The organism is Bradyrhizobium sp. HKCCYLRH2015 (genome assembly GCF_051168215.1).
GTDB lineage: Bacteria > Pseudomonadota > Alphaproteobacteria > Rhizobiales > Xanthobacteraceae > Bradyrhizobium.
The window spans coordinates 382,583-407,748 of sequence record NZ_JBNPUO010000002.1 but is presented as its reverse complement, the minus strand read 5'-3'; the positions used below and the strand labels follow the sequence as shown (position 1 = coordinate 407,748).

23 protein-coding genes are annotated in these 25,166 nt (G+C 66.6%); 21 read left to right on the top strand and 2 right to left on the bottom strand.

The window, feature by feature from the left end:
- Window positions 1-54 precede the first annotated feature (54 nt).
- The 9 genes from ACQR1H_RS05950 (at window position 55) to ACQR1H_RS05910 (ending at window position 8,206) form a co-directional block, all read left to right on the top strand.
- The gene (locus ACQR1H_RS05950) at window positions 55-390 is read left to right on the top strand and encodes a GIY-YIG nuclease family protein (RefSeq protein WP_315801951.1); all 336 of its coding nucleotides are present in this window, start codon (window positions 55-57) and stop codon (window positions 388-390) included.
- Window positions 391-644: 254 nt separating this feature from the next.
- The gene (pgsA, locus tag ACQR1H_RS05945) at window positions 645-1,286 is read left to right on the top strand and encodes a CDP-diacylglycerol--glycerol-3-phosphate 3-phosphatidyltransferase (protein WP_434839406.1); all 642 of its coding nucleotides are present in this window, start codon (window positions 645-647) and stop codon (window positions 1,284-1,286) included.
- Window positions 1,283-1,534 (top strand): molybdopterin converting factor subunit 1, encoded by a 252-nt coding sequence (gene moaD / locus ACQR1H_RS05940; protein WP_315801950.1) that lies wholly within the window; start codon window positions 1,283-1,285, stop codon window positions 1,532-1,534. Before pgsA ends, moaD begins: the two co-directional genes overlap by 4 nt.
- A 19-nt stretch (window positions 1,535-1,553) precedes the next feature.
- Complete coding sequence (locus ACQR1H_RS05935) at window positions 1,554-2,018, top strand: molybdenum cofactor biosynthesis protein MoaE (protein ID WP_434907280.1); 465 nt, start codon at window positions 1,554-1,556, stop codon at window positions 2,016-2,018.
- Window positions 2,018-2,983, top strand: a complete 966-nt coding sequence (gene prmB, locus ACQR1H_RS05930) for a 50S ribosomal protein L3 N(5)-glutamine methyltransferase (RefSeq protein WP_434907279.1) — start codon at window positions 2,018-2,020, stop codon at window positions 2,981-2,983. Before ACQR1H_RS05935 ends, prmB begins: the two co-directional genes overlap by 1 nt.
- A 318-nt stretch (window positions 2,984-3,301) precedes the next feature.
- The gene (locus tag ACQR1H_RS05925; RefSeq protein ID WP_315801947.1) at window positions 3,302-4,645 is read left to right on the top strand and encodes an aspartate aminotransferase family protein; all 1,344 of its coding nucleotides are present in this window, start codon (window positions 3,302-3,304) and stop codon (window positions 4,643-4,645) included.
- 226 nt (window positions 4,646-4,871) lie between these two features.
- Window positions 4,872-5,432, top strand: coding sequence for a phage holin family protein (locus ACQR1H_RS05920; protein ID WP_315801946.1), 561 nt, complete (start codon window positions 4,872-4,874; stop codon window positions 5,430-5,432).
- 317 nt (window positions 5,433-5,749) lie between these two features.
- Window positions 5,750-7,336 (top strand): EAL domain-containing protein, encoded by a 1,587-nt coding sequence (locus tag ACQR1H_RS05915; protein WP_315801945.1) that lies wholly within the window; start codon window positions 5,750-5,752, stop codon window positions 7,334-7,336.
- Between the two features lie 15 nt (window positions 7,337-7,351).
- Window positions 7,352-8,206, top strand: coding sequence for a TIGR01459 family HAD-type hydrolase (locus ACQR1H_RS05910; protein ID WP_315801944.1), 855 nt, complete (start codon window positions 7,352-7,354; stop codon window positions 8,204-8,206).
- Between the two features lie 71 nt (window positions 8,207-8,277).
- Here the strand turns inward: ACQR1H_RS05910 and ACQR1H_RS05905 are convergent, their stop codons facing one another.
- Entirely contained in the window at window positions 8,278-8,673 is a 396-nt protein-coding gene (locus tag ACQR1H_RS05905; RefSeq protein WP_006613531.1) for a response regulator, read from the bottom strand.
- Window positions 8,674-8,940: 267 nt separating this feature from the next.
- Here ACQR1H_RS05905 and ACQR1H_RS05900 point away from each other — a divergent pair, with 267 nt between their 5' ends.
- The 11 genes from ACQR1H_RS05900 (at window position 8,941) to ACQR1H_RS05850 (ending at window position 22,371) form a co-directional block, all read left to right on the top strand.
- On the top strand, window positions 8,941-9,921 hold the full coding sequence (locus tag ACQR1H_RS05900; RefSeq protein ID WP_434907278.1) for a bifunctional riboflavin kinase/FAD synthetase: 981 nt from the start codon (window positions 8,941-8,943) through the stop codon (window positions 9,919-9,921).
- A gap of 209 nt (window positions 9,922-10,130) precedes the next feature.
- On the top strand, window positions 10,131-13,145 hold the full coding sequence (gene ileS / locus ACQR1H_RS05895) for an isoleucine--tRNA ligase (RefSeq protein ID WP_434907277.1): 3,015 nt from the start codon (window positions 10,131-10,133) through the stop codon (window positions 13,143-13,145).
- Window positions 13,146-13,339: 194 nt separating this feature from the next.
- On the top strand, window positions 13,340-13,837 hold the full coding sequence (gene lspA / locus ACQR1H_RS05890; protein WP_316217116.1) for a signal peptidase II: 498 nt from the start codon (window positions 13,340-13,342) through the stop codon (window positions 13,835-13,837).
- A gap of 171 nt (window positions 13,838-14,008) precedes the next feature.
- Window positions 14,009-14,704, top strand: a complete 696-nt coding sequence (locus tag ACQR1H_RS05885; RefSeq protein ID WP_315801940.1) for a hypothetical protein — start codon at window positions 14,009-14,011, stop codon at window positions 14,702-14,704.
- A 171-nt stretch (window positions 14,705-14,875) separates the two neighbouring features.
- Complete coding sequence (locus ACQR1H_RS05880) at window positions 14,876-16,261, top strand: M16 family metallopeptidase (RefSeq protein WP_434907276.1); 1,386 nt, start codon at window positions 14,876-14,878, stop codon at window positions 16,259-16,261.
- Window positions 16,261-17,640, top strand: coding sequence for a M16 family metallopeptidase (locus ACQR1H_RS05875; protein WP_434907275.1), 1,380 nt, complete (start codon window positions 16,261-16,263; stop codon window positions 17,638-17,640). Before ACQR1H_RS05880 ends, ACQR1H_RS05875 begins: the two co-directional genes overlap by 1 nt.
- A gap of 1,174 nt (window positions 17,641-18,814) precedes the next feature.
- A complete protein-coding gene (gene arfB, locus ACQR1H_RS05870; RefSeq protein WP_006610408.1) occupies window positions 18,815-19,234 on the top strand; it encodes an alternative ribosome rescue aminoacyl-tRNA hydrolase ArfB in 420 nt (139 codons plus the stop codon).
- Window positions 19,235-19,452: 218 nt separating this feature from the next.
- Entirely contained in the window at window positions 19,453-19,770 is a 318-nt protein-coding gene (locus ACQR1H_RS05865) for a c-type cytochrome (protein WP_315802168.1), read from the top strand.
- 1 nt (window position 19,771) lies between these two features.
- A complete protein-coding gene (locus ACQR1H_RS05860; RefSeq protein ID WP_434863871.1) occupies window positions 19,772-20,167 on the top strand; it encodes a VOC family protein in 396 nt (131 codons plus the stop codon).
- Between the two features lie 48 nt (window positions 20,168-20,215).
- On the top strand, window positions 20,216-20,764 hold the full coding sequence (locus ACQR1H_RS05855) for a gluconate 2-dehydrogenase subunit 3 family protein (RefSeq protein ID WP_316217118.1): 549 nt from the start codon (window positions 20,216-20,218) through the stop codon (window positions 20,762-20,764).
- A 38-nt stretch (window positions 20,765-20,802) separates the two neighbouring features.
- Window positions 20,803-22,371: a GMC family oxidoreductase gene (locus tag ACQR1H_RS05850; protein WP_434845673.1), complete on the top strand. Its 1,569-nt coding sequence runs from the start codon at window positions 20,803-20,805 to the stop codon at window positions 22,369-22,371.
- Window positions 22,372-22,596: 225 nt separating this feature from the next.
- On the opposite strand, the gene ACQR1H_RS05845 is transcribed toward ACQR1H_RS05850, so the two are convergent.
- On the bottom strand, window positions 22,597-22,908 hold the full coding sequence (locus ACQR1H_RS05845) for a ribbon-helix-helix domain-containing protein (RefSeq protein ID WP_434894626.1): 312 nt from the start codon (window positions 22,906-22,908) through the stop codon (window positions 22,597-22,599).
- A 198-nt stretch (window positions 22,909-23,106) separates the two neighbouring features.
- On the opposite strand from ACQR1H_RS05845, the gene mutL reads away from it, so the two are divergent.
- Window positions 23,107-24,960: a DNA mismatch repair endonuclease MutL gene (mutL, locus tag ACQR1H_RS05840; protein ID WP_434907274.1), complete on the top strand. Its 1,854-nt coding sequence runs from the start codon at window positions 23,107-23,109 to the stop codon at window positions 24,958-24,960.
- The last annotated feature ends 206 nt before the right edge of the window (window positions 24,961-25,166 follow it).

The following is a 25,166-nucleotide window of genomic DNA, read 5'->3' as shown; positions in this document are numbered from 1 at the left end:
GACAAAAATAAGCTCTACATGAGCTGAGCCAACCTCACTTTGGAGCGACACCTCATGACCCCCGATCAGCGCAAGGCGGCGGTCGCCGCCTACAAGGAGCGCAAGAGCCCTGCCGGCATCTTTGCCGTCACCTGCGCCGCCACCGGCGCGCGCTGGATCGGCTGTGCGCCGGACCTCGACAAGATCCAGAACCGTCTGTGGTTCACCCTGCGCCAGGGCGGCCATCGCCGCGGCGGGCTGCAGGCGGCCTGGGCCGCCCATGGCGAAGGGTCGTTCAGCCTGGAGGTGATCGAGACCTTCGACGACGAAGCGCTGGCCTATGTGCGCGATCGCGTGTTCGCGGAACGGCAGGCGCATTGGTGCGCGGTTCACGGGGCCGAGGCGATCTGATCACGGGCGGCATTCGCGCCGCTGTCATTGCACCGCAATAAGACCGATCGGCGCGCCCACCGCGGCACGCCGATCTCCCCACTGGCGCGACCGCGTGCGGTTGCTTAAGGAAGCGTTACCGCTCTTTGTATCGGGGCGGGAGAGTTCCTATCTCCGCAAGACTTCGTTGCGAACAGCGTCATATCTGCGTCATCCTGCCGAAGCGGCTCGGCTCGGAGGTTGACGTCCGAACGGCGGCAGTATTGGTACACCGGATGAATATTGCGACCACACGCGTGCCCAGCAAGACGTCGACGTCCCTGCCGAACATCCTGACCTATACGCGCATCGCCGCGATACCGGTCGTGGTCGGCTGCATCTACGCGCAGTCGGTCTGGATGTATCCTTTGTGGCTCCGCTGGGTCGCCGTCGCGGTGTTCATTGCGGCTGGGATCACCGACTATCTCGACGGTCATTTCGCACGGATCTGGAACCAGCAATCGGCATTCGGCCGTATGCTCGACCCGATCGCGGACAAGCTTCTGGTCGCCTCCTGCCTGTTGATGCTGGCCGCCGACAGCACCATCCAGAACTGGTCGCTGTGGGCGGCCATTGTGATCCTGTGCCGCGAGATCCTGGTGTCGGGCCTGCGCGAATATCTCGCCGCGCTGCGCGTCTCGGTGCCGGTGACCAAGGTCGCCAAATGGAAGACCACGATGCAGCTGGTGGCGATCGGCTTCCTGCTCGCGGGCGAGGCCGGCGATGCGGCGGTCGCCCAGATCTCGACGTCCGTGGGTCCGATCGTGAGCGGGATCGGAATCTGGCTGCTCGGTTTGTCGGCGGTCTTCACCATCTACACCGGCTACGACTATTTCCGCGCCGGCATCCACCACCTCATCGAGGCAGACTCGCGATGAAGGTGAAGTATTTCGCCTGGGTGCGTGAGCGCGTCGGCAAGGCCGAGGAGACGATCGAGCCGCCGGCGGACGTGCGCACGGTCAGCGAGCTGATCGCCTGGCTCACCACACGCGGCGAGGGCTACGCCTATGCGTTCGAGAAGCCGAAGGTGATCCGCACCGCGATCGACCAGACCCATGTGCAGCCGGATACGGCCATCGCCGGCGCCCGCGAGATCGCGTTCTTCCCGCCGATGACCGGCGGCTGACGCAACGGAAGATCCGTCCATGACCGCGATCATCACCGTCCGGGTGCAGCAAGAGGATTTCGACACCGCGGCCGAGATCGCAGCCCTCAGCCATGGCCGCACCGACATCGGCGCCGTCGTCAGCTTCTCCGGCCTGTGCCGCGGCAACGACCATGACACGCCGATCACCGCGCTGACGCTCGAGCATTACCCGGGCATGGCGGAGGCCGAGATCATGCGGCACACCGAGCAGGCGATGGCGCGCTGGCCGCTGCAGGGCCTGACCGTGATCCACCGCTTCGGCCGGATACGGCCGGGCGAGAACATCGTGCTGGTGGTGACCGCCTCCAGCCACCGTCAGGCGGCGTTCGAGGCGGCTGAGTTCCTGATGGATTATCTCAAGACCAACGCGCCGTTCTGGAAGCGCGAGGAAACCAATGATGGCGGCAGCTGGGTCGAGGCCAAGAGCCACGACGATGCCGCCGCGGCGCGCTGGAAGTCGTGATGGCGAAGAAGGTCAAGACGGCAGCGCCGCGCAAGGCGGCGGCGCCGAAGCTGCCGAGGGTCAATGCGGGCGAGCTGGTCAGCCTGCTCGACTATCTGCGCTACGCGGTGAGCTGCTTCCAGGACGCCGATCTGGTGTTTGCGCACGGCACCACCGATCCGGTGTCGGAGGCCGCCTTCCTGATCGGCGAGGCGCTGCATCTGCGCCCCGATCAGTTCGAGAGCTTCGTCACGGCCCGGGTCACCGCGGCCGAAGGCAAGATGATCCTCGACCTGATCACGGCCCGAATCACCACGCGAAAGCCGGCGGCCTATCTGGTCAACAAGGTCTACATGCGCGGCCTGCCGTTCTACGTCGACGAGCGCGTCATCGTGCCGCGCTCGTTCATCGGCGAGCTGCTGGAGACGCATTTCGGCGGCGCCGAGGCCGATGGCACCTCGCTGATCGATGATCCGCTGGCCGTGGACAGCGTGCTGGACCTCTGCACCGGCTCTGGCTGTCTGGCGATCCTGGCCAGCCGCCACTTCCCCAATGCGGTGATCGACGCCGTCGACATCTCCAAGGACGCGCTCGCGGTCGCCGCGAAGAACGTCGCCGACTACGACCTCGGCGAGCGCATCTCGCTGCACCGCGGTGACCTGTTCGCACCGCTCAGCCAGCGCCGCTACGATTTGATCATCACCAACCCGCCCTATGTCGACGCCGAGGGCATGGCCGGCCTGCCCCGGGAATGCCGCGCCGAGCCGGCGCTGGCCTTCGACGGCGGCACCGACGGGCTCGACATCATCCATCGCATTCTCAGCCAGGCCCGCGACCATCTGACTGCGGAGGGCGGATTGTTGTGCGAGGTCGGGCGCGACCGTCCGCAGATCGAGGCGGCCTATCCCGACCTGCCGCTGCTCTGGCTCGACACCGAGGACTCCGAGGGCGAGGTGTTCTGGATCACCGCGCGCGATCTCGTGTGATGAGACGCGGCTGCCCGAGGCACAGCGCCCGGTTGGCGCGAATTGACGCAGCGACTTCCAATATCCGGCACAATCTGCTGCCGCTGTGCAGAAACCGCTCACCAGGGCAGCAGGGAACGCTGGACCTTTGACGTTTCCGTCGGCTCGCGAAACTGATAGCTTGGCGCCGGCCCGGATCATCGGCTGACCACGTCGGCGCGCGCATTCAGGCCCATCAGCACGATCCGTTTCGGCAAGCTGTCCTGGCACCGGTTCGCCACCTTTCCGGATCATGCTGCCGCCGTCGCACAACCTGCCTTGAACGTCCGAGAGGTCCCCATGCTGGACAAGAGCCCCCGCCCCGCCGTCACCGTTCCGAATGATCTTGCCGCGCATTGGATGCCGTTCACCGCGAACCGCGCCTTCAAGAAGAACCCGCGCCTGCTCGCCGGTGCCAAGGACATGCACTACATCACCGTCGATGGCCGCAAGATCATCGACGCCGCCGCCGGCATGTGGTGCTGCAACGCCGGCCACGGCCGCAGCCAGATCGCCGAGGCGATCGGCCAGCAGGCCGCGGCGCTCGACTACGCACCGCCGTTCCAATTCGGCATTCCCCAGGCGTTCGAGCTGGCGAACCGCATCGCCGATCTCGCGCCCGCCGGCCTCGACCACGTGTTCTTCTGCAACTCCGGCTCGGAGGCGGCCGACACCGCGCTGAAGATGGCGCTCGCCTATCACCAGATCAACGGCCAGGGCAGCCGCACCCGCCTGATCGGCCGCGTCCGCGGCTATCACGGCGTTGGCTTCGGCGGCACTTCGGTCGGCGGCATCGTCAACAACCGCAAGCTGTTCGGCACCTTGCTGACCGGCGTCGACCACATCCCCGCGACCTATGACCGCGAGAAGCAGGCCTTTACCAAGGGCGAGCCGGAATACGGCGCGCACTTCGCCGATGAGCTGGAAAACCTCGTCAACCTGCACGGCGCCAACACCATCGCCGCCGTCATCGTCGAGCCGATGGCCGGCTCGACCGGCGTGATCCCGGCACCGAAGGGCTACCTCAAGCGGCTGCGCGAGATCACCCAGAAGCACGGCATCCTGCTGATCTTCGACGAGGTCATCACCGGCTTCGGCCGCCTCGGTTACGCCTTCGCCGCCGAGCGCTACGGCGTGACGCCTGACCTTCTGACCTTCGCCAAGGGCGTCACCAATGGCGCGGCACCGATGGGCGGCGTGCTGGTGCGCGACACCATCCACGACGCCTTCATGAGCGGCCCCGAGCACATGGTGGAGTTCACCCACGGCTACACCTACTCGGCGCATCCGATCGCCTGCGCCGCCGGCCTCGCCACGCTCGACATCTACCGCGACGACAAGCTGTTCGAGCACGCCCGCGCCATAGAGCCGAAATTCGCCGACGCCGTGATGTCGCTGAAGGGCCTGCCCAACGTGCTCGACATCCGCACCGTGGGTCTCACCGCCGGCATCGACCTCGCGCCGCTACCCGACGCGGCTGGCAAGCGCGGCTACTCCGCGATGGAGACCGCCTTCCACAACAACGACCTGATGCTGCGCATCGCCGGTGACACGCTGGCGCTGACCCCGCCGCTGATCATCAGCGAGGATCAGGTCGGCGAGATCATCGAGAAGGTCGGCAAGGTCATCAAGGCCGTGGCGTAAGCCATTCGGCGACCAATCGGCCATGATCGGCCAGGAGCAGAATTGGCGGCCCGCGTGGCCGCCATTTTTGTTTCTACGATCCCCAAGAACGGTCATTGCGGCTTTCCACATGTCGCATGCCGGCCGACAATAGCCTCGCGCGTGCGCAGGGAACCTTCGCAAATCCTCCACGTTCATGTCGCGAGCCGGCGGTTCGCGCGCGGCGATGGATCATCGGAGGACGCGCATGCTTGCACCGCCAGGAGAGCTGCTGCGATTAGGGCTCGAGCAGAGACTCAACCGCGTCAGGCGCGCCACCCAGGCCTACATGCGCGATCGCGCCCGGCAGGCGACGGGCACGGTGACGTCCTACGCCGTCGCCGCCGGGCTGTTCGCCACCGCGGGCATCTTCCTGATCGCCGCCTGCATCGTCGGATTGACCGCGCTGTTCCGCTGGGTGGAAATGACCTACGGCCTGTTCACCGCATTCGCTGTGGTCGGCGGCATCCTGGTCGCGCTGGCGGTGATCTGCGCGATCATCGCGGCGGTGAAGTTGCGCAGTCCGACGCCGCACTATCCTTCACTCTCCAGCCGGCTGCGCGTGGCGATCGCAGCGCCCGTGGCCCGGGAACCCGACGCGGACGAGATCGATCCCGACACCATCCCCCTGGCACCGTCATCGACCTCCACGAATCACGGGAGCGGAGCTGCGGGCGCACTCGGCCGGGTTAACGTGCCCGTCGGTGTCGCCGTTGCGGCACTGCTGCTCGGCGTGGCCGCCCTGCGCCGGCGTCACCGCAGCGCGTAAGCCTGCCCTGACAGCGACAGGCGCGGTTCGACGGACATCGAAGAATCACCGGCCCAGTTGAGTTGATCAGCAACACGCGTTGATCAGCTCATGGGCATCGCGCGCATGTCTCAATGTGTCTGGAATCCGCAGAGTGCTTTCCCCGGTGTTCTACGGGTCGGCGACACTACGATGACACTCCGCTTTCCCCGGTGAGCTTGCGTAAATGACACGCAGACGGGAAATCATCGGCCTCTCCCGGTATTTGAATCCCGCCGACTATCCTCGCGAATCAACAGAAGTGCTAAGGTTGCATTCGGTTGGGAGCGTCGCGCAGCATGATCCGTATCTCCACGATTTTCATTGCCATTTGTATGGTTCTGGTCGCAGCTTCGCTCGGCCTGATCCTGTATTCGGTGGCCGGCATCAGTGGCTCGGAATCCGCGATCGTCGCGCTCGCCGCACTGACGTTCCTGATTCTCTACAATGCCGTGTCGATGCGGCTGCGCGACCGCACCGATATCGGCAGCCAGATCGCCGATCTGTCGCGCGGCACCGCCGACCTCGCGCGCCAGGTCGCCGAGTTCGGCCGGCGCCTGTCGGCGGTCGAGGGACGCATCGTGTCCTCGAGCTCGGTCAGCGCCGATCGCCTGCAGGGCGTGATCGGCGAGATCAACGAGCTCGGCGGACTGATGAAGCAGCTCGCCGTCACCGTGGCCCAGCATGAAGACCTGATCGCGGCGATCCCGCCGGCAACACCGCCGGGAGCTGCTGCCGGCATGGTTCGCGAGGCCGATCATCCGCTCCCGGCGGCCGCTGCCTCCAGCGGCGCGCGCGAGATGACCGCGCTGCCGCCGAGCGACATCGAGCAGAGGATGCCCGAGACTCCCGGCACGTTCAGCGCGGCATCGGCTGCCGCCCCCCTGCCGCCCAAACCGCAGGCCCCGGCGGTCACTGCCGTACCAGTAGCCTCCAAGATCACGACGTCGGCGCCGGTTGCCCCCGCCGTGCCGCGCAGCCAGCCGCAGATCCTCGCCGCGGTCAAAGGCGCGATCGAGGACAACCGCCTCGACATCTACCTGCAGCCGCTGGTGACGCTGCCGCAGCGCAAGGTGCGCTTCTACGAGGCGGTGACGAGGCTTCGCGACGAGCGCGACCAGGTGGTCGCGGCCGAGGACTTCATCGGCATCGCGGAAGCCGCCGGCCTGGTCGGGCGCATCGACCACATGGTTCTGCTTCGCTGCGTCCAGGTGCTGCGCCGCCTGATGGTTCGCAACAAGGACGTCGGCATCTTCTGCAACATCTCCGCGGCGACCCTCAGCAGCCCCGCCAACTTTTCACAATGCCTCGATTTCCTCGAAGCGAATCGCGCCCTGGCGCCGTCCTTCGTGCTCGAATTCAAGCAGTCGACCTTGCGCAGCCTCGGCCCGACCGGGGCCGAGCATCTCGCGGCCCTGGCCCAGCGCGGCTACCGCTTCTCGATCGACCATGTCACCGACCTCCGGTTCGAGCCGCGCGAGCTTGCCGATCGCGGTGTCCGCTTCATCAAGGTCCCGGCCGCGCTGCTGCTCGACCCCAAGCAGAGCTCGGCCTCCGACATTCACCCGACCGATCTCTCCGATCTGCTGGGCCGTTTCGGCATCGACCTGATCGCCGAGCGGATCGAAGGCGAGAACAGCGTCGTCGACCTGCTCGACTACGACGTCCGCTTCGGCCAGGGCTTCCTGTTCGCGCCGCCCCGCCCATTGCGACCCGAGGGCGCATCTGCTACCGGCGAGGCCGCCGCCGGCCCATCGGGCGGGCAGGATATCAAGATTCAGGACCCCAATGCCGCCGGCACCACCTCTCTGGACGCGTCACACACCAATGCTTCGACGCGCAGCGGCAATGCCGCCCTCGCCCGCCGTGCCGCCGGGACCCTCTGAAATCAGCCGGCTGCCATGACCGTTCTCCGCTTCGAAGAGCGGCTGCGCGATCTGGTCGGCCGCAAGCAGGTGCTGCTGAGCGACATCTGGGGCGTGGTCCATAACGGGCTGGAGTCCTTCCCCGACGCCTGCGACGCGCTACACCACTTTCGCCGCCAGGGCGGTACGGTGATCCTGATTACCAACGCGCCCCGGCCGGCCGATTCGGTCCAGCGCCAGTTGCGCAAGCTCGGCGTCGCCGACGAGGTCTACAGCGCCATCGTCTCCTCCGGCGACCTGACCCGCCACTACGTGGCCGATCATCCCGGCGGCAAGGTGTTCTGGCTCGGCCCCGAGCGCGACAATTCCATTCATCGCGGTCTCGACCTGGCGCTGTCGCCGCTCGAAGAAGCGTCCTACATCATCTGCACCGGCCTCTACGACGACGAGACCGAGACCGCCGAGGACTACCGGCCGATGCTGCTGCGCGCGCGCGAGCGCAAGCTGCCGCTGATCTGCGCCAATCCGGACATCGTGGTCGAGCGCGGCGACCGGCTGATCTACTGCGCCGGCGCCATCGCGGAGCTCTACCGCGAGCTCGGCGGCGAGGTGATCTTCTACGGCAAGCCGCACCGGCCGATCTACGAGCGCGCCATGATGCTCGCCGAGCAGCACGCCGGCCGGAAGGTCGCGCGCGAGGAGGTGCTGGCGATCGGCGATTCCGTCCGCACCGATCTCGCCGGCGCGCACGGCTTCGGCATCGACTGCCTGTTCGTCACCCGCGGCATCCATTCCGAGGAGTTCGCCGGCGTCGAGCAGCTCGACCCGGCGTCGGTCAAGGAGCTGTTCGGCCACCCGCCGCGCGCCCTGATGCGCGAATTGAAGTGGTGAGCGGATCCTGAAACGAAAAACGCCCGGCCGGGTGCCGGGCGTCTTTCATTTGAGAGCGGATCAGGCGGGCGTCAGGCCGTCGCCATGTCCGGGAATACCGCGTCGATCTTGGTCTTCAGGGTCGCGGCGTTGAACGGCTTGACGATGTAGTTGTTCACGCCGGCCTTCTTGGCCGCGATCACGTTCTCGGTCTTGGATTCCGCCGTGATCATGATGAACGGCGTGGTCGCCAGGTTCGGATCGGCGCGGACCTCGCGGAGCAGGTCGTAGCCGGTCATCGGCTCCATGTTCCAGTCGGAGATCACGAGGCCGTATTTCTTGGCGCGCATCTTGTTGAGGGCCATCGAGCCGTCGCTGGCATCGTCGATGTCCTCGAACCCGATCTGCTTGAGAAGATTCCTGATGATACGGATCATGGTGCTGTAATCGTCGACGACGAGCACCGGCATCGTCAAATCAACCGCCATCTTGACTCCCCCAGACGCGAACACAACGCGCAGACTGTTACAAAAACGCTCTTGCGGCACGGGTCGTAACCGACCCCGCCATCCGCTCTGAGCAGTAGCATCAGCCGTTAAACAGCGCGTTAACTGCGCTGCGGCTGCATGTCGCTATTGCTGCGCTGCATGAGCGGAGGAACCCCTTCGGCTTGACTTCGCGGGGCCGGCCGCCCACCGTCAGGGCAATCCCCGCCCGCCGGCGGCCCACCGAAATCCGCGAGATATTTCCGTCACATGCCCGATTTCAAGGTCATCCGCGATTCCACCCCGCCGTCGGACATCCTCAAGGGCGCGGTGGTGGCGATGGGCAATTTCGACGGCGTCCATCTCGGTCACCGGGCCGTGATCGAGGCGGCCATCGAGATGGGCAAGGCGAAGGGGCGCCCGGCGCTGGCACTGACCTTCGAGCCGCATCCGCGGCGCTTCTTCAGCCCCAACACCCCGCAGTTCCGCCTGACCGACGAGACCGCCAAGCTGCGGCTGCTGGCCGGAACCGGGCTTGCCGGCGCCGTGGTCATGACCTTCGACAAGGGCCGCGCCCAGACCTCGGCGCAGGACTTCATTCACCATGACCTGATCGGGCGGCTCGGAGTCGCCGGGATCGCGGTCGGCTACGACTTTCATTTCGGCAAGGGCCGCGTCGGCTCGCCCAGCCTGCTCGCCAACGAGGCGCCCAAGCTCGGCATCGAGGTCGACATCCAGGCCCATGTCGACATCGACGAGCGGCCGGTGTCCTCCACCGCGATCCGCGAAGCGCTGGCGGAGGGTCAGGTCAGCGAGGCGACCGCGATGCTCGGCGGCCCCTGGTTCGTGAGCTCCGAGGTCATCCACGGCGAGAAGCGCGGCCGCGACCTCGGCTACCCCACCGCCAACATGCGGCTCGATCGCGATTGCGGGCTGCGCCACGGCATCTATGCCGTCCGGGTCGGCCGCGGCCGCGGCGCGAACCGGGTGCTGATCGACGGCGTCGCCAATTTCGGCCGCCGGCCGACCTTCGACAACGGCGCGCCGCTGCTCGAGACCTTCCTGTTCGATTTCAAGGACGGCCTCTACGGCGAGGTCCTGGACGTCGCCTTCATCGGCTTCATCCGCGAGGAGGCCAAATTCACCTCGATCGAGGCCCTGATCCGGCAGATGGACGACGACAGCGCGCGGGCGCGCGCCCTGCTGGCGGCCGCCCCCGGCCTCTTCCCCCGGCTCGGCGAGATCGGCTGACCGCCTCCCCGCGAACTGCGCTTTGCGATTTCGCGGCGCGGCTGCTATGAGGGAGCCCCATGTTGATACGGCGCATCATCGGCATTAGCGGCCCGGCTTCCGCCTGAGCTTCGAGCTCGGCGCAAGACCGGGATGTCTCTGCTCGTTCCGCCGCCCGCGATCGAAATCGCGTCTCAGCGCCCTCTTAAAGCTCAGCCAGCCAGATCACGATGTCCGAAAAGCCGCAAAAGCCCGACGCCCAAAAATCCGACGCCAAGGACTATTCCAAGACCCTGTATCTGCCGCAGACGGAATTCCCGATGCGCGCCGGCCTGCCGCAGCGCGAGCCGGAGATCCTGAAATATTGGGGTGACATCGACCTCTACGGCAAGCTGCGCGAGACCGCGAGGAACAGGCCGAAATTCGTCCTGCACGACGGCCCGCCCTATGCCAACGGCAACATCCACATCGGGCACGCGCTGAACAAGATCCTCAAGGACGTCGTGACCAAGAGCCAGCAGATGCTCGGCCACGACTCCAACTACGTGCCCGGCTGGGACTGCCACGGCCTGCCGATCGAGTGGAAGATCGAGGAGGAGAACTACCGCAAGAAGGGCAAGACCAAGCCCGACTTCCGCGACTCCGCCGCCATGGTTGCATTCCGCCGGGAGTGCCGCGCCTACGCCGATCACTGGCTCAACGTGCAGCGCGAGGAGTTCAAGCGTCTCGGCGTGATCGGCGACTGGGACCATCCCTACGCCACCATGACCTATCCGGCGGAGGCGCAGATCGCCCGCGAGCTGATGAAGTTCGCCGCCAACGGCACGCTGTATCGCGGCTCCAAGCCCGTGATGTGGAGCGTGGTCGAGAAGACCGCGCTCGCCGAGGCCGAGGTCGAGTACGAGGACTATCAGTCCGATACGGTGTGGGTGAAGTTTCCGGTGACCTCGCCGGCGCATGGCGCGCTCGCCGGCGCTTCCGTGGTGATCTGGACCACCACACCCTGGACCCTGCCCGGCAACCGCGCCATCTCGTTCTCGCCGAAGATCGCCTATGGCCTCTACGAGGTCACCGACGCGCCGGCTGACAACTGGGCCAAGACCGGCGACAAGCTGATCCTGGCCGATGCGCTGGCCGACGGCGTGTTCAAGCAGGCGCGCGTGACGAGCTACAACAGGCTGCGCGGCGTCCCCGGCGACACGCTCGACGCCGTCGAATGCGCCCATCCGCTGAAGGGCCTCGCCGGCGGCTACGGCTTCACGGTGCCGCTGCTGCCCGGCGACCACGTCACCGACGACACTGGCACCGGCTTCGTGCACACCGCGCCCGGCCACGGCCGCGAGGATTTTGACGTCTGGATGGCGCATGGGCGCGAGCTCGACGGCAGGGGCATTGCGACCACCATCCCCTACACCGTCGACGAGAACGGCGCGCTGACCGACCATGCGCCGGGCTTCACGGGAAAACGCGTCATCAACGACAAGGGCGAGAAGGGCGACGCCAACGAGGCCGTCATCAAGGCGCTGACCGATGCCGGCATGCTGCTCGCGCGCGGCCGGCTGAAGCATCAGTACCCGCATTCCTGGCGCTCCAAGAAGCCGGTGATCTTCCGCAACACGCCGCAATGGTTCATCGCGATGGACAAGGACATCGCGGACCATGGCCACGCGAAATCCGGCGACACGCTGCGCGCCCGCGCGCTGCGCGCGATCTCGGTCACGCAGTGGGTGCCGGCCGCCGGCCAGAACCGCATCAACGGCATGATCGCCAACCGCCCGGACTGGGTGATCTCGCGCCAGCGCGCCTGGGGCGTGCCGATCGCGGTGTTCGTGCGCGAGACCGGCGACGGATCCGCCGAGATCCTGCAGGACGAGACCGTCAACACCCGCATCACGGACGCCTTCGCCAAGGAGGGCGCCGACGCCTGGTACGCCGACGGCGCGCGCGAGCGCTTCCTCGGCTCACGCGCCAATGAGGACTGGAAGAAGGTCGACGACATCTGCGACGTCTGGTTCGACTCCGGCTCGACCCACGCCTTCGTGCTCGAAGACCCCGTGCACTTCCCCGGCCTCGCCGGCATCAAGCGCAAAGTCGATGGCGGCCGGGACACGGTGATGTACCTCGAAGGCTCCGACCAGCATCGCGGCTGGTTCCACTCGTCGCTCCTGGAAAGCTGCGGCACGCGCGGCCGCGCGCCGTATGACGTGGTGCTGACGCACGGCTTCACGCTCGACGAGAACGGCCGCAAGATGTCGAAGTCGCTCGGCAACACCGTCGAGCCGCAGAAGGTGATCAAGGACTCCGGCGCCGACATCCTGCGCCTCTGGGTCTGCGCGACAGACTATGCCGACGACCAGCGCATCGGCCCGGAGATCCTCAAGAACACCATCGAGACCTACCGCAAGCTGCGCAACAGCATCCGCTGGATGCTCGGCACCCTGCACCACTACAAGCGCGGCGATGCGGTCGCGTTCGCGGATATGCCGGAGCTGGAGCGGCTGATGCTGCATCAGCTCTCGCAGCAGGCCGAGACCATCACCCGCGCCTATGCCGCGTTCGACTACAAGACCGTGATCGCGAGCCTGGCAGCGTTCATGAACACCGAGCTGTCGGCGTTCTATTTCGACATCCGCAAGGACACGCTGTATTGCGATCCGCCGTCGTCGGTGGCGCGCAAGGCGGCGCTGACGGCGATCGACCTGATCTGCGACGCCATCCTGAAATGGCTGGCGCCGGTGCTGTCCTTCACCACCGACGAGGCATGGCGGATGTATCGCCCCGACGCCGAGCCGTCGGTGCATCTGACCCTGTTCCCGGATGCGATGGACGGCTATCGCGACGACGCGCTCGCCGCGAAGTGGGAGACCATCCGCAATATCAGGCGCGTCGTCACCGGTGCGCTGGAGCTCGCGCGAGCCGCCAAGACCATCGGCTCCTCGCTCGAGGCCTCGCCGATCATCTATGTCGCCGACCGCGCGCTGCTCGGCACCTTGTTCGATACGGATCTGGCCGAGGTCTGCATCACCTCGAACTACGAGATCCGCGAGGGCGACGCGCCGGCCGATGCATTCCGGCTCGATGCGGTGCCGGGCGTGGCGGTGGTCGTCGAGAAGGCCGTGGGCAAGAAGTGCGCCCGCTCCTGGAAGATCCTGGAGAGCGTCGGCGACGACAAGGACTATCCCGACGTTTCCCCGCGCGACGCGCAGGCGCTGCGCGAATGGAAGGCGCTGGGGGTGGGCGTGTGAGGCGCGCTGGCGCGTCATACTCCGCTGTCGTCCCCGCGTACGCGGGGACCCATAACCACCGGCCGTCTTGGTAAGCAAAGACTGATGATTCCGAGTCCTTTTCACCAATCGGCCGTCCGCGGTATGGGTCCCGGCGTTCGCCGGGACGACAGCTGTGTTTGCGGCCGGCTTGGTGGTCAACTCACCGGCTTGCAATGACCCCTCGCCTCCGTCTCGGCCTCATCGCCGGCTTCGCCACCCTGGTCATCGACCAGGCCTCCAAGCTGTGGCTGCTGTACGTGTTCGACCTGCCCAACCGCGGCACCGTCAAGATCACCCCGTTCTTCGACCTCTACCTCGCCTGGAACATCGGCATCAGCTTCGGCTGGCTGCAGAGCGAGAGCGCGCTGGCGCAATATGGGCTGATGGCGGTGAAGGCCGTCGCGGTGGTCGCCCTCGGCATCTGGATGGCGCGTGCGGAAAGCAAGCTGGCGACGGCGGCGCTCGGCCTGATCATCGGCGGCGCCATCGGCAACGGCATCGACCGGCTGGCCTATGGCGCGGTGGTCGATTTCGCGCTGTTCCACATCCAGATCGGCGGCACGGTCTACAACTGGTACATCTTCAACATGGCGGACGTGGCCATCGTTGCCGGGGTGGCGGGCCTGCTGTATGACTCCTTCTTCGGGGCTCATGCCGCAAAAGCGCCCTGATCGGGGTCGATACCGGCCGGTGCTGTCCCGGAGCCAAGAGCCTGAGGTTCTTCACGTTTTCGGGACTGGCGCGGTGACCGGACCAGCCGCCTGCGGCGAGCGTCCAAATCGGTGGATTCGCGGCCGGTTCGTCGGAGCCCGAGCACTGCACAAGCGAGGACGGGAAAAGCCATGCGCAAGACCGAAGTCAGCGGCCGGATCGTGACCCACGCGGCCATTCGCGCCCTGCGGCTGTCCGCCGTCGCGCTCGGCATCGGCCTCGTCATGGCCGCCGGCGCCGCCCGTGCCCAGGACGACGAGGAAGACGACAAGACCTTCGAAGAGAAGATCATCGATAATCTGATGCGCGGCCTCGGCGGCACCAACATGGAGACGCCCTCCATCGAATACCGCGAGCGGTCGCCGCTGGTGGTTCCGCCCAAGCTCGATCTGCCGCCGCCCGCCGCCGCGGCGCAGGCGACCGCGCCGAACTGGCCGAAGGACCCCGACGAACAGCAACGCCGTGCCGCGGCCGCCGCGCGGAAGAAGGAAAACAAGGATCCGGTCAATGCGGCCCGTCCGCTGACCCCAGCCGAGATGAAGATGGGGCGGACGGCCGCCGCCAAGTCGACTGAGCCGATTCAGCCCGGCGTCGCCAACAACCCGATGATGAGCCCGTCACAGTTGGGCTTCAAAGGCGGCCTGTTCGGTATGTTCAAGGGCAGCGACAGCGAGACCAAGCCGTTCACCAGCGAGCCGCAGCGTGAGAGCCTGACCCAGCCGCCGCCCGGCTATCAGACGCCGTCGCCGAGCTATGCCTACGGCACCGGCAAGCAGGAGCCGATCGGCGGCAAGCAGATGGACATCATGACCGGCAAGGAACGGTGACGGCGGCACCGCCCCGTTCGCCCGGAGATGCCGGCTTCGCTGGCGTTAGCGAAATTTAATGTCTCGCGGCGGCACGATGTCGCCGTTTTGTGACGTCGGGCGCCGTCCGGCGCGATGTAGCATGCTGCGCTCAAACCCGATCGCCCCTCCCTGCGGGCCTCCAGAAGGATCATGATGTCCTCGCACCGGTTCAAATCCGTCGCCGCCGCGCTCGTCTCCCTCATCGCGTTCACGGCCGGCGCTTCGGCGCAAACGACGTTCGCCTCCGAGCCCCCCACCAGCTTCACCCTCGCCAACGGCCTGCAGGTCGTCGTCATCCAGGATCACCGCACCCCGGTCGTGACGCAGATGATCTGGTACAAGGTCGGCTCCGCCGACGAGACGCCCGGCAAGTCGGGCCTGGCGCACTTTCTCGAACATCTGATGTTCAAGGGCACCGAGAAGCATCCCGCCGGCGAGTTCTCCAAGACGGTCCTGAAGATCGGCGGCAATGAGAACGCCTTCACCTCGGTCGACTACACCGGCTACTTCCAGCGCGTGCCGCGCGATCAATTGCCGAAGATGATGGAGTTCGAGGCCGACCGCATGACCGGCCTCGTGCTGAAGGACGAGAACGTGCTGCCCGAGCGCGACGTGGTGCTCGAAGAGTACAACATGCGCGTCGCCAACTCGCCGGAAGCGCGCCTCAACGAGCAGATCATGGCGGCGCTGTACGTCAACCACCCCTATGGCCGCCCTGTCATCGGCTGGCGGCCGGAGATCGAGAAGCTCAGCCGTGAGGATGCGCTGGCGTTCTATCGCCGCTTCTACGCGCCCAACAACGCGATCCTGGTGATCGCCGGCGACACCGACGCCAAGGAAGTGCGCCCGCTCGTGGAGCAGACCTTCGCCAAGATTCCCGCGCAACCCGACATCCCCGCGCGCCGGTTGCGGCCGCAGGAGCCCGAGCCGGTGGCGCCGCGCACGGTCACGCTGGCCGACCCGCATGTCGAGCAGCCGTCGATGCGCCGCTTCTATCTGGTGCCCTCGGCCACCACGGCTGCCCCCGGCCAGTCGGCCGCACTGGACGTGCTGGCGCAACTGATGGGCAGCGGCAGCAACTCCTATCTCTACCGTGCGCTCGTCGTCGACAAGCCGCTCGCGGTCAATGCCAGCGCGTCCTATCAGGGCACGTCGCTCGATCCGAGCCAGTTCTCGATCGCGGTCGCGCCGCGTCCGGGCGTCGATTTCGCCCAGGTCGAGGCTGTCGTCGACAGCGTCATCGCCGAGATCGCACAGAACCCGGTGCGCGCCGAGGACCTCGAACGCGTCAAGACGCAACTCATCGCCGAGGCGATCTACGCCAATGACAACCAGGCGACCATGGCGCGCTGGTATGGCGGCGGCCTCACCACAGGTCTCAGCATCGAGGACATCAGGAGCTGGCCCGACCGCATCCGGGCCGTGACCGCCGAGCAGGTCCGCGCCGCCGCGCAGACCTGGCTGCAGAAGAAGCGCTCGGTCACCGGCTATCTGATCAAGGACAATGCGGCCAAGCGCGAGGAGAAGCGGTCGTGATGAACACAATGACCTTCGCCCGCCGCTTCGCCTGCGCGCTCGCCGTCGGCGCCGCCGCGCTCACGATCGCTCCTGCCGCCCATGCGGCGACCAAGATCCAGCACCTGGTGTCGCCCGGCGGCATCGAAGCCTGGTTCGTGCAGGACGCCACCGTGCCGCTCATCGCGATGGAATATGCGTTCCAGGGCGGCGCCTCGCAGGACCCCGTCGGCAAGCCCGGCGTCGGCAATCTCGTGGCCGACCTGCTCGACGAAGGCTCCGGCGATCTCGACTCCAAGACCTTCCACGAGCGGCTCGACCGCCGCGCCATCGAGCTCTCCTTCCAGATCTCGCGCGATCAATTCCGCGGCTCGCTGCGCATGCTGCGCGACAACAAGGACGAGGCGTTCGAGCTGCTGCGGACAGCGCTGACCTCGCCGCATTTCGACAGCGCCGACGTCGAGCGCATCCGCTCGCAGGTGATCTCCGGCCTGCGCCGCGAGACCACCAATCCGAGCTCGCTGGCGGGCCGCAAGTTCCTCGAGCTTGCCTTCCCCAACCACCCCTACGGCCGTCCGGCCAACGGCACGCTGGACAGCGTGCCGACGATCACCGTCGACGATCTCAGGACCTATGTCGGCCGCGTGCTCGCCAAGGACACGCTGAAGGTCGCGGTCGTCGGCGACGTCGACCCGGCCACGCTCGGCAAGCTGCTCGACCAGACGTTTGGCAGCCTGCCGGCCAAGGCTCAGCTGACGCCGGTGCCCGACGTCGTCGCCACCAGGCCGCCGCAGCGCGCGCTGGTGCCGCTCGACGTGCCGCAGACGGTGATTACCTTCGGCGGTCCCGGCATCCGCCGCCACGACCCGAACTTCATGGCGGCCTATGTGGTCAACCACATCCTCGGCGGCGGCGGCCTGTCGTCGCGGCTCTACAAGGAGGTGCGCGAGAAGCGCGGCCTCGCCTACTCCGTCTACGACGCGCTGCTGTGGATGGATCATTCGGCGCTGTTCATCGGCAACACCGCCACCCGCTTTGACCGCGCCGGCGAGACCATCGCGGCCGTCGAGCAGGAGATCCGCCGCATGGCGGAGGAAGGCCCGACCCAGCAGGAGCTCGACGAGGCCAAGTCCTACATCAACGGCTCGCAGATGCTCGCGCTCGACACCTCCTCCAAGCTGGCGCAGGCGATGCTGCAATACCAGCTCGACAAGATGCCGATCGACTACATCGAGAAGCGCAGCGAGATCGTGAATGCGGTGACGCTCGATGACGCCAAGAAGGCGGCCAAGCAGCTCTGGAGCCAGGGCCTGCTGACCGCCGTCGTCGGCCGCACGCCGCAGGCGGCCGCCGAACCGGCGCAAGCCCCAGTCACGGCTCCGGTGACGAAGACGAACTGAGCTTGCGAAGGCGCGCTCGCCTTCAACGACGCAGAATAACTATCAATGGCGACGTCATGCCCGGGCTTGTCCCGGGCATCCACGTTTTGGGGCAATTGACGCAGGTGGATGGCCGAGCCTTCGCCACTCCAAAGCGACTTCAGCCGCGCAGGCTGCACAAGCCCGGCCATGACGGCTGCTCGTGGCTTCCCACCGCGGCATCGACAATAATGGTGTCGTCCCGGCCTTGAGCCGGGACCCATACCCCCAGGGAGGTGTTTGGGGCAGGCTGGTTTTGGGCATCTCGCGCCTCACATCTGCTGCGGCGTATGGGTCCCGGGTCGGCGCCATCGACGCCGCTTCGCGGCGCCGACGGCTTGCCCGGGACGACAGCGGGGCCAACACACCGACGTCACATACGAATAATTATCTTGCTATTTTTCCGAATTCATGATCAACTCTCCTTATCCCGCCTCACCGCAGAGGGGCGCATCGCGATCGTCACGACACGCGAGGCGGGGATGCGATGGCCGCGAGAGATCGCAGCGTCTTTTAGAAGGCGCGGACGAACGATCTGTCGCGGACGTGAAGTCGCGTGGTCCTGGCATCCCGATGCTGATGCCAAGCTCGCCGGCGACGATGATCCGGCGAGCGACGGTGGCCAACAAGCCGGTGCACCGAGGAGAGCGCGTATAAGCGTGAAGACCGTCGCGCGGGGAATGCCGGGATGCCTCGGCTGAACCTGTGGTACCTGCCGCCTGCATTTTTTTCGCAGGCGGGCCATGGGTGCGGCCAGCGCCCGGCATTCCCCGCGCCCTCTGCATTCTCAGCGAGGGCCACGACGATGCAAAGCTCGGGCAGGCATGCCGCGAGAGCGCGAAGCCGTGTCCTAGCTGATCGTCCCCGCTGTTTGAACCGTGAAGTCCGCCACACCAACCGCTGTCGTCCCGGACAAGCGCGCAAGGCGCGCGCAGATCCGGGACCCATACGCCGCAGCCGAAATGATGGGGACGAGATGTCAATGACCCGCCTGCCCCAAACTGCTCCCTGGGGTATGGATCCCGGCGTTCGCCGGGATGACAGCGGAGATTGTGATGACTGTCCCGGGTCAACGGTGCCGTCGACGCGAACCCGCGCACGCCGCCCCTAAAACCGCTATGGTGCACGCGAAAGCCTCGATTCCCCCTGGTGTCCCATGCTGCGGATCTCCCGCGACCTTGCCATCGACGAGAACGACATCGAGATCTCGTTCGTCCGCGCCTCCGGCCCTGGCGGCCAGAACGTCAACAAGCTGTCGACGTCGGCGCAACTGCGCTTCGACACCAGCCGCATCACGTTGCCGGAGGATGCCGCGGCACGGTTGGCGCGGCTGGCCGGCCAGCGCATGACCAAGAATGGCGTCATCGTGATCCAGGCCGAGCGCTTCCGCACCCAGGAGCGCAACAAGGCCGATGCGATCGAGCGGCTGGTCACGCTGCTGCGCGAAGCGATGGTGCGGCCGAAGGTGCGGCGCCCGACCAAGCCGACCTTCGGCTCCAAGCAGCGCCGGCTCGAAGGCAAGAAGCTCCGCAGCGACGTCAAGGCGGGGCGCGGCGCGCGCCGTTTCGACGATTAGTCCGTAACGCTGACATTCCTGCGGCGCGCACGACTGCTGCGCACGCTTTGTTCCCGCTGAAACAGCCGGCTACTACCACGGCGCGCCCCCTGCGACCTACGCTCCGGAAAAATTGCGAGCGAGGAACGATGGCGGGACGGCGTGCGGCGCAAGATGCGCTTCTTCTGTGCGGGGCATTCATTGGCGCGGTGCTGAGCACCACGATCGCGTCGGCGCAGATGGCGCTGCCCGCACCGAAGCCCGTCGACGGCGCCACCCTGTTCAAGCAGCAATGCGGCGTCTGCCATACGCTGAGCAGCGCTGAGCCGATGCGGCAGGGGCCGCCGCTGTCGAAGATCGTCGGCCGCCGCGCCGGCTCGATCGAAGGTTTCCGCTATTCGGCCGGCTTCGCCAAGGCCGATTTCACCTGGGACGAGGCCAAGCTCGACGCCTGGCTGACCAATCCGCAAGAGCTGATCCCCGGCGCCGTGATGGCCTATCGCCAGGCCAAGCCCGACGTGCGCGCCACGATCATCAACTATTTGAAGGACAATTGAGATGGCCAAGCCCGTACACTCCATGATCCGCGTCTTCGACGAAGCGAAAGCGCTCGACTTCTACAAGCGCGCCTTCGGGCTGGAGATCGCCGACAACCTCCGCTTCGACGGCTTCGCGCTGATCTATCTGCGCCATCCCTCCTCGCCGTTCGAGGTCGAGCTCACCGTCAACTACGACCGCAAGGAGCCGTACACGCTCGGCGACGGCTACGGCCATCTCGCCGTCGTCGTCGACGATCTCGATGCCGAGCATGCCCGCTTCGAGCGCGAGAAGCTGGCGCCGGGCCCGTTGCGCGATTTCAAGCACAATGGGGCGACGCTGGCGCGGTTCTTCTTCGTCAGCGACCCCGACGGCTACAAGATCGAGGTCATCCAGCGCGGCGGCCGCTTCGGCTAGCCGCAGAACGACGCAAATACATAAGCAAAAAACCCACGGAGGATACCCATGAGAGAAGTCGATCGCCGCAACAAATACGACCGCCGCGTCTTTCTCAAGGGCGCGGCCTCGACCGTGCCGGCCGCGGCCGTGGCTTCCGCGACCGGCCTCGGGATCACCGATGCCTGGGCCGAGGATGCCAAGGCGCTGACGCCGGCGACGCTGAAGACGCTGGTGAAGGTCGCGCGCGACATCTACCCGCACGACTTCCTCGCCGACCGCTACTACATCACCGCGGTCAAGCCGTGGGACGGCAAGGCCGCCGAGGATGCCGCCGTGAAGGCGATGATCAATGACGGCGTTGCCCGGCTCGACCAGGACGCGCGTGACCGCCACAAGGTGCCTTACGCGCAGGTGCCGTGGGAGGCCGACCGCGTCGTGCTGCTCCAGGGCATCGAGCAGACCACGTTCTTCAAGACCCTGCGCGGCGACCTCGTGGTGTCGCTCTACAATCAGAAAGAGCTCTGGCCAAAGTTCGGCTACGAGGGCTCCTCCGCCGAGCATGGCGGCTACATCAACCGTGGCTTCTCCGACATCGACTGGCTGCCGAAAGCCTGACGCCGGCGAACAACGAAGAGAACACGGAGGACACCACCATGGCAAAATTCGACCAGAACGATTCGAGCGTCGTCGTCATCATCGGCTCGGGGGCCGGCGGCGGCACGCTCGGGAACGAGCTCGCCCAGAAGGGCATCAAGGTCGTCATACTGGAGGCCGGCAATCGCTACGAGATTCCGGACTTCATCAATGACGAATGGGAGAGCTTCACCCAGCTCGCCTGGACCGACATGCGCACGACCTCGGGCACTTGGCGTGTCGCCAAGGACTTCGCCAATTTGCCGGCCTGGATTGTCAAGGCGGTCGGCGGCTCGACCGTGCACTGGGCCGGCGCCTCGCTGCGCTTCGACGAGCACGAGTTCAAGGCCCGCACCACCTATGGCGGCGTCCCCGGCTCGAGCCTCATGGACTGGCCGGTGACGCTCGCCGAGATGGAGCCGTGGTACGCCAAGGCCGAGTTCAAGATGGGCGTGACCCGCACCAACGACATTCCCGGCCTGCCCGGCAACAACAATTTCAAGGTGCTCGAAGCCGGCGCCCGCAAGCTCGGCTACAAGACCGTGCACACCGGCAACATGGCGATCAACTCGCAGCCGCGCGACGGCCGCGGCTCGTGCCAGCAGATCGGCTTCTGCTTCCAGGGCTGCAAGTCCGGTGCGAAATGGTCGACGCTCTACACGGAGATTCCGAAGGGCGAGGCCACCGGCAATCTCGAAGTGCGATCCGGCAGCATGGCGATCAAGATCGAGCATGACGCCTCCGGCAAGGTGACCGGCGTGGTCTATGCCGACAGCCAGGGCAAGATGCAGCTGCAGAAGGCCCGCATCGTCGCGGTCGCCGGCAATTCGATCGAGAGCCCGCGCCTCCTGCTCAACAGCGCCTCGAACATGTTCCCGGATGGCCTCGCCAACTCCTCCGGCCAGGTCGGGCGCAACTACATGCGGCACATGACCGGCAGCGTCTATGCGACGTTCGAAAACCCGGTGCACATGTATCGCGGCACCACGATGGCTGGCATCGTGCGCGACGAGGCGGCGTTCAATCCGAAGCGCGGCTTCGTCGGCGGCTATGAGATGGAGACGCTGTCGCTCGGCCTGCCGTTCATGGCGGCGTTCCTCAACCCCGGCGCCTGGGGCCGCAGCTTCACCGCGGCGATGGAGACCTATCCGCGCATGGCCGGCATGTGGCTGGTCGGCGAGGACATGCCGCAGGAGACCAACCGCATCTCGCTCGATCCGGTCGCCAAGGACAAGTTCGGCATGCCCGTGGCCTCGGTGCATTTCGACGACCACCCCAACGACGTCGCGATGCGCGCCCACGCCTACAAGCAAGGCTCGGCGATCTACGAAGCGGTCGGCGCCACCGTGACTTACCCGACCACGCCCTATCCCTCGACGCACAATCTCGGCACCAACCGGATGAGCGAGAAGGCCAAGGACGGCGTCGTCAACAAATTCGGCCAGACCCACGACATCAAGAACCTGTTCGTCTCCGACGGCAGCCAGTTCACCACGGGGGCGGCGTGCAATCCGACGCTGACCATCGTGGCGCTGGCGATCCGCCAGGCCGACTACATCGCGGGCGCGATGCAGAAGAAGGAGATCTGATTAGCAACGCGTGATGGGTGCGCACCTCACCCGCCGCGAATGCAGTCAGCGCCTCCCCCGCTTGCGGGGGAGGTCGCATCGCATCGAAGATGCGATGCGGGTGGGGGAACGCTCAGCAAAGACTACTCATGAAGGGCGCGTAGCAAAGACTACCCGTGTGGCGCCCCCCCACCCCGCCCTCCCCCGCAGGCGGGGGAGGGAGACGAGAGAGCGCGTTCGTGGCGACTATTCAGCCGCATCCATGATCGCGGCCGCGGTAAAGTCCGGCAGCGCGGCGGTGGCCTTCGCCCGATAGATCAGACAGGAGCAGCGCAGCAGCGACGCAAAGTTCTTCACCTCGCCGTGATGATCGAGCACCTCGGCGTACAGCGTCGTCACGAACTTGCCGAGGCTCATGCCTTCCTTGGCGGCGATCTCCTCGAGCGTGTCCCAGAACGCCATTTCGAGCCGGATCGAGGTGCTATGTCCGCCGATCCGCAACGAGCGGGTCTGCGAGGCATAGTCGCGCTGAGGCTGGTGTGCGAACAGATGGCACATGGGCTTCCTCCGGCTGATCGCTATTTTTGCGAAACGATATACCGGCCCCGCCCGCCTCACAATCCCGTTGGAGAAGGTTGCTTTTCTCTGCCGCAGCGCATGAAAAAAGCTATTCTCGTCCCACATTTGCAGCGTGGCCGCCGCAGCGCCGCGCGCCTTCAAGATCCAAGCCAGCCAGCTTTCAAGTTCGTTCGCACCATGCCCGTCCGCCAGCTCCCCGAACAGATCGTCAACCGCATCGCCGCCGGCGAGGTGGTCGAGCGGCCGGCGAGCGTGGTCAAGGAGCTGGTCGAGAACGCCATCGATGCCGGCGCCAGCCGCATCGACATCTTCACCGACGGCGGCGGGCGGCGAAAGATCGCGATCACCGACGACGGTGGCGGCATGACTGCGGCCGATCTCGCGCTCGCGGTCGAGCGCCACGCGACCTCCAAGCTCGACGACGAGGATCTGCTGCAGATCCGCACGCTCGGCTTTCGCGGCGAGGCGCTGCCCTCGATCGGCTCGGTGGCGCGGCTGTCGATCACGACGCGACACAAAAGCGAACCGCACGCCTGGGCGCTTCAAGTCGATTGCGGCGACAAGTCCCCGATCGTGCCGGCCGCGCTGAACCAAGGCACCCGCGTCGAGGTCGCCGACCTCTTCCACGCCACGCCGGCGCGGCTGAAGTTCCTCAAGACCGACCGCACCGAGGCCGAGGCGATCCGCGAGGTGGTGCGGCGGCTGGCGATGGCGCGGCCCGACATCGCCTTCACCCTCGCCGGCGAGGAGCGCGCGCCGGTGACCTGGGCCGCCGCGCTGCCCGGCGCGCCGGGCCAATTGACGCGGCTCGGCGACATCCTCGGCGCCGACTTCCGCAGCCATGCGATCGCGGTGCGCAGCGAGCGCGATCACGTTGTCGTCGAAGGCTTCGCCGCGGCGCCGGCGCTGACGCGCGCCAATGCGCTCGGCCAGTATCTGTTCGTCAATGGCCGCCCGGTGCGCGACAAGCTGATCCTCGGCGCGGTGCGCGCCGCCTATGCCGACTATCTGCCGCGTGACCGGCATCCGTTGGTGGCGCTGTTTGTGACGCTCGATCCGCGCGAGGTCGACGCCAACGTGCATCCGGCCAAGACCGAGGTGCGCTTCCGCAATGCCGGCCTGGTGCGCGCGCTGATCATCCACGCGCTGAAGGAAGGTCTCGCCCGCGAAGGCCGCCGCACCGCGGCCAATGACGGCGGCGCGACCATCGCCGCATTCCGCCCGGCGTTCGCGCCGCCGCGGCCCAACGTCGGTCCGATGAACTGGGACTGGCAGCGCTCGCCGTCGGCGCCGGTGATGCCGCATTTCGGCGGCTCCTTCCCTGCGGCGGCGCCCTCACCAGATCTCGGCTCGTTCGGGCTTGCGGAAACCTCTCAAGCGGCGTTCGACGTCGGCGGCCCGCGCGCCGACGTTCGGCTGCACGAGCAGCCGGCCACGCCCGACCTGCTCGACCGTCCGCTCGGCGCCGCGCGCACCCAGATCCATGACACCTACATCGTTGCACAGACCCGCGACGGCCTCGTCATCGTCGACCAGCACGCCGCGCATGAGCGCATCGTCTATGAGCGGCTCAAGGCCTCGCTGGCGGCGCATGGCGTGCAGCGGCAGATCCTGCTGATCCCGGACATCGTCGAGCTCGACGAAGCCACCGTCGAGTCACTGCTCGCGCGCACCGATGAGCTGGCCTCGTTCGGCCTCGCCATCGAATCCTTCGGCCCCGGCGCCGTCGCCGTGCGCGAGACGCCATCGCTGCTCGGCAAGATCAATGCCGCAGGCTTGCTGCGCGACCTCGCCGAGCACATGGAGGAATGGGGCGAGGCGCTGCCGCTGGAGCGCCGCCTGATGCACGTCGCAGCCACCATGGCCTGCCACGGCTCGGTCCGCGCCGGCCGCCGCCTCAAGCCGGAAGAGATGAACGCGCTGCTCCGCGAGATGGAGGACACACCGAACTCGGGCCAGTGCAATCACGGCCGCCCGACCTATGTCGAGCTGAAGCTCGCGGATGTCGAGAAGCTGTTCGGGAGGAGATAGCGGCTACGATTGAGGCCACGACGATAGCTACAAATCCGGTGTCGTCCCGGACAAGCCACCGGCGGCGCGTAGCGCCGTCCGGCGGCGCCGATCCGGGACCCATACGCCGCAGCAGCAGTCAGGGACATGAACGACGTTACGAGCAGCCAGCCTCCCAACGCAATCCTGTGGCTATGGGCCTCTGCGTTCGCAGGGGCGACAGCGAG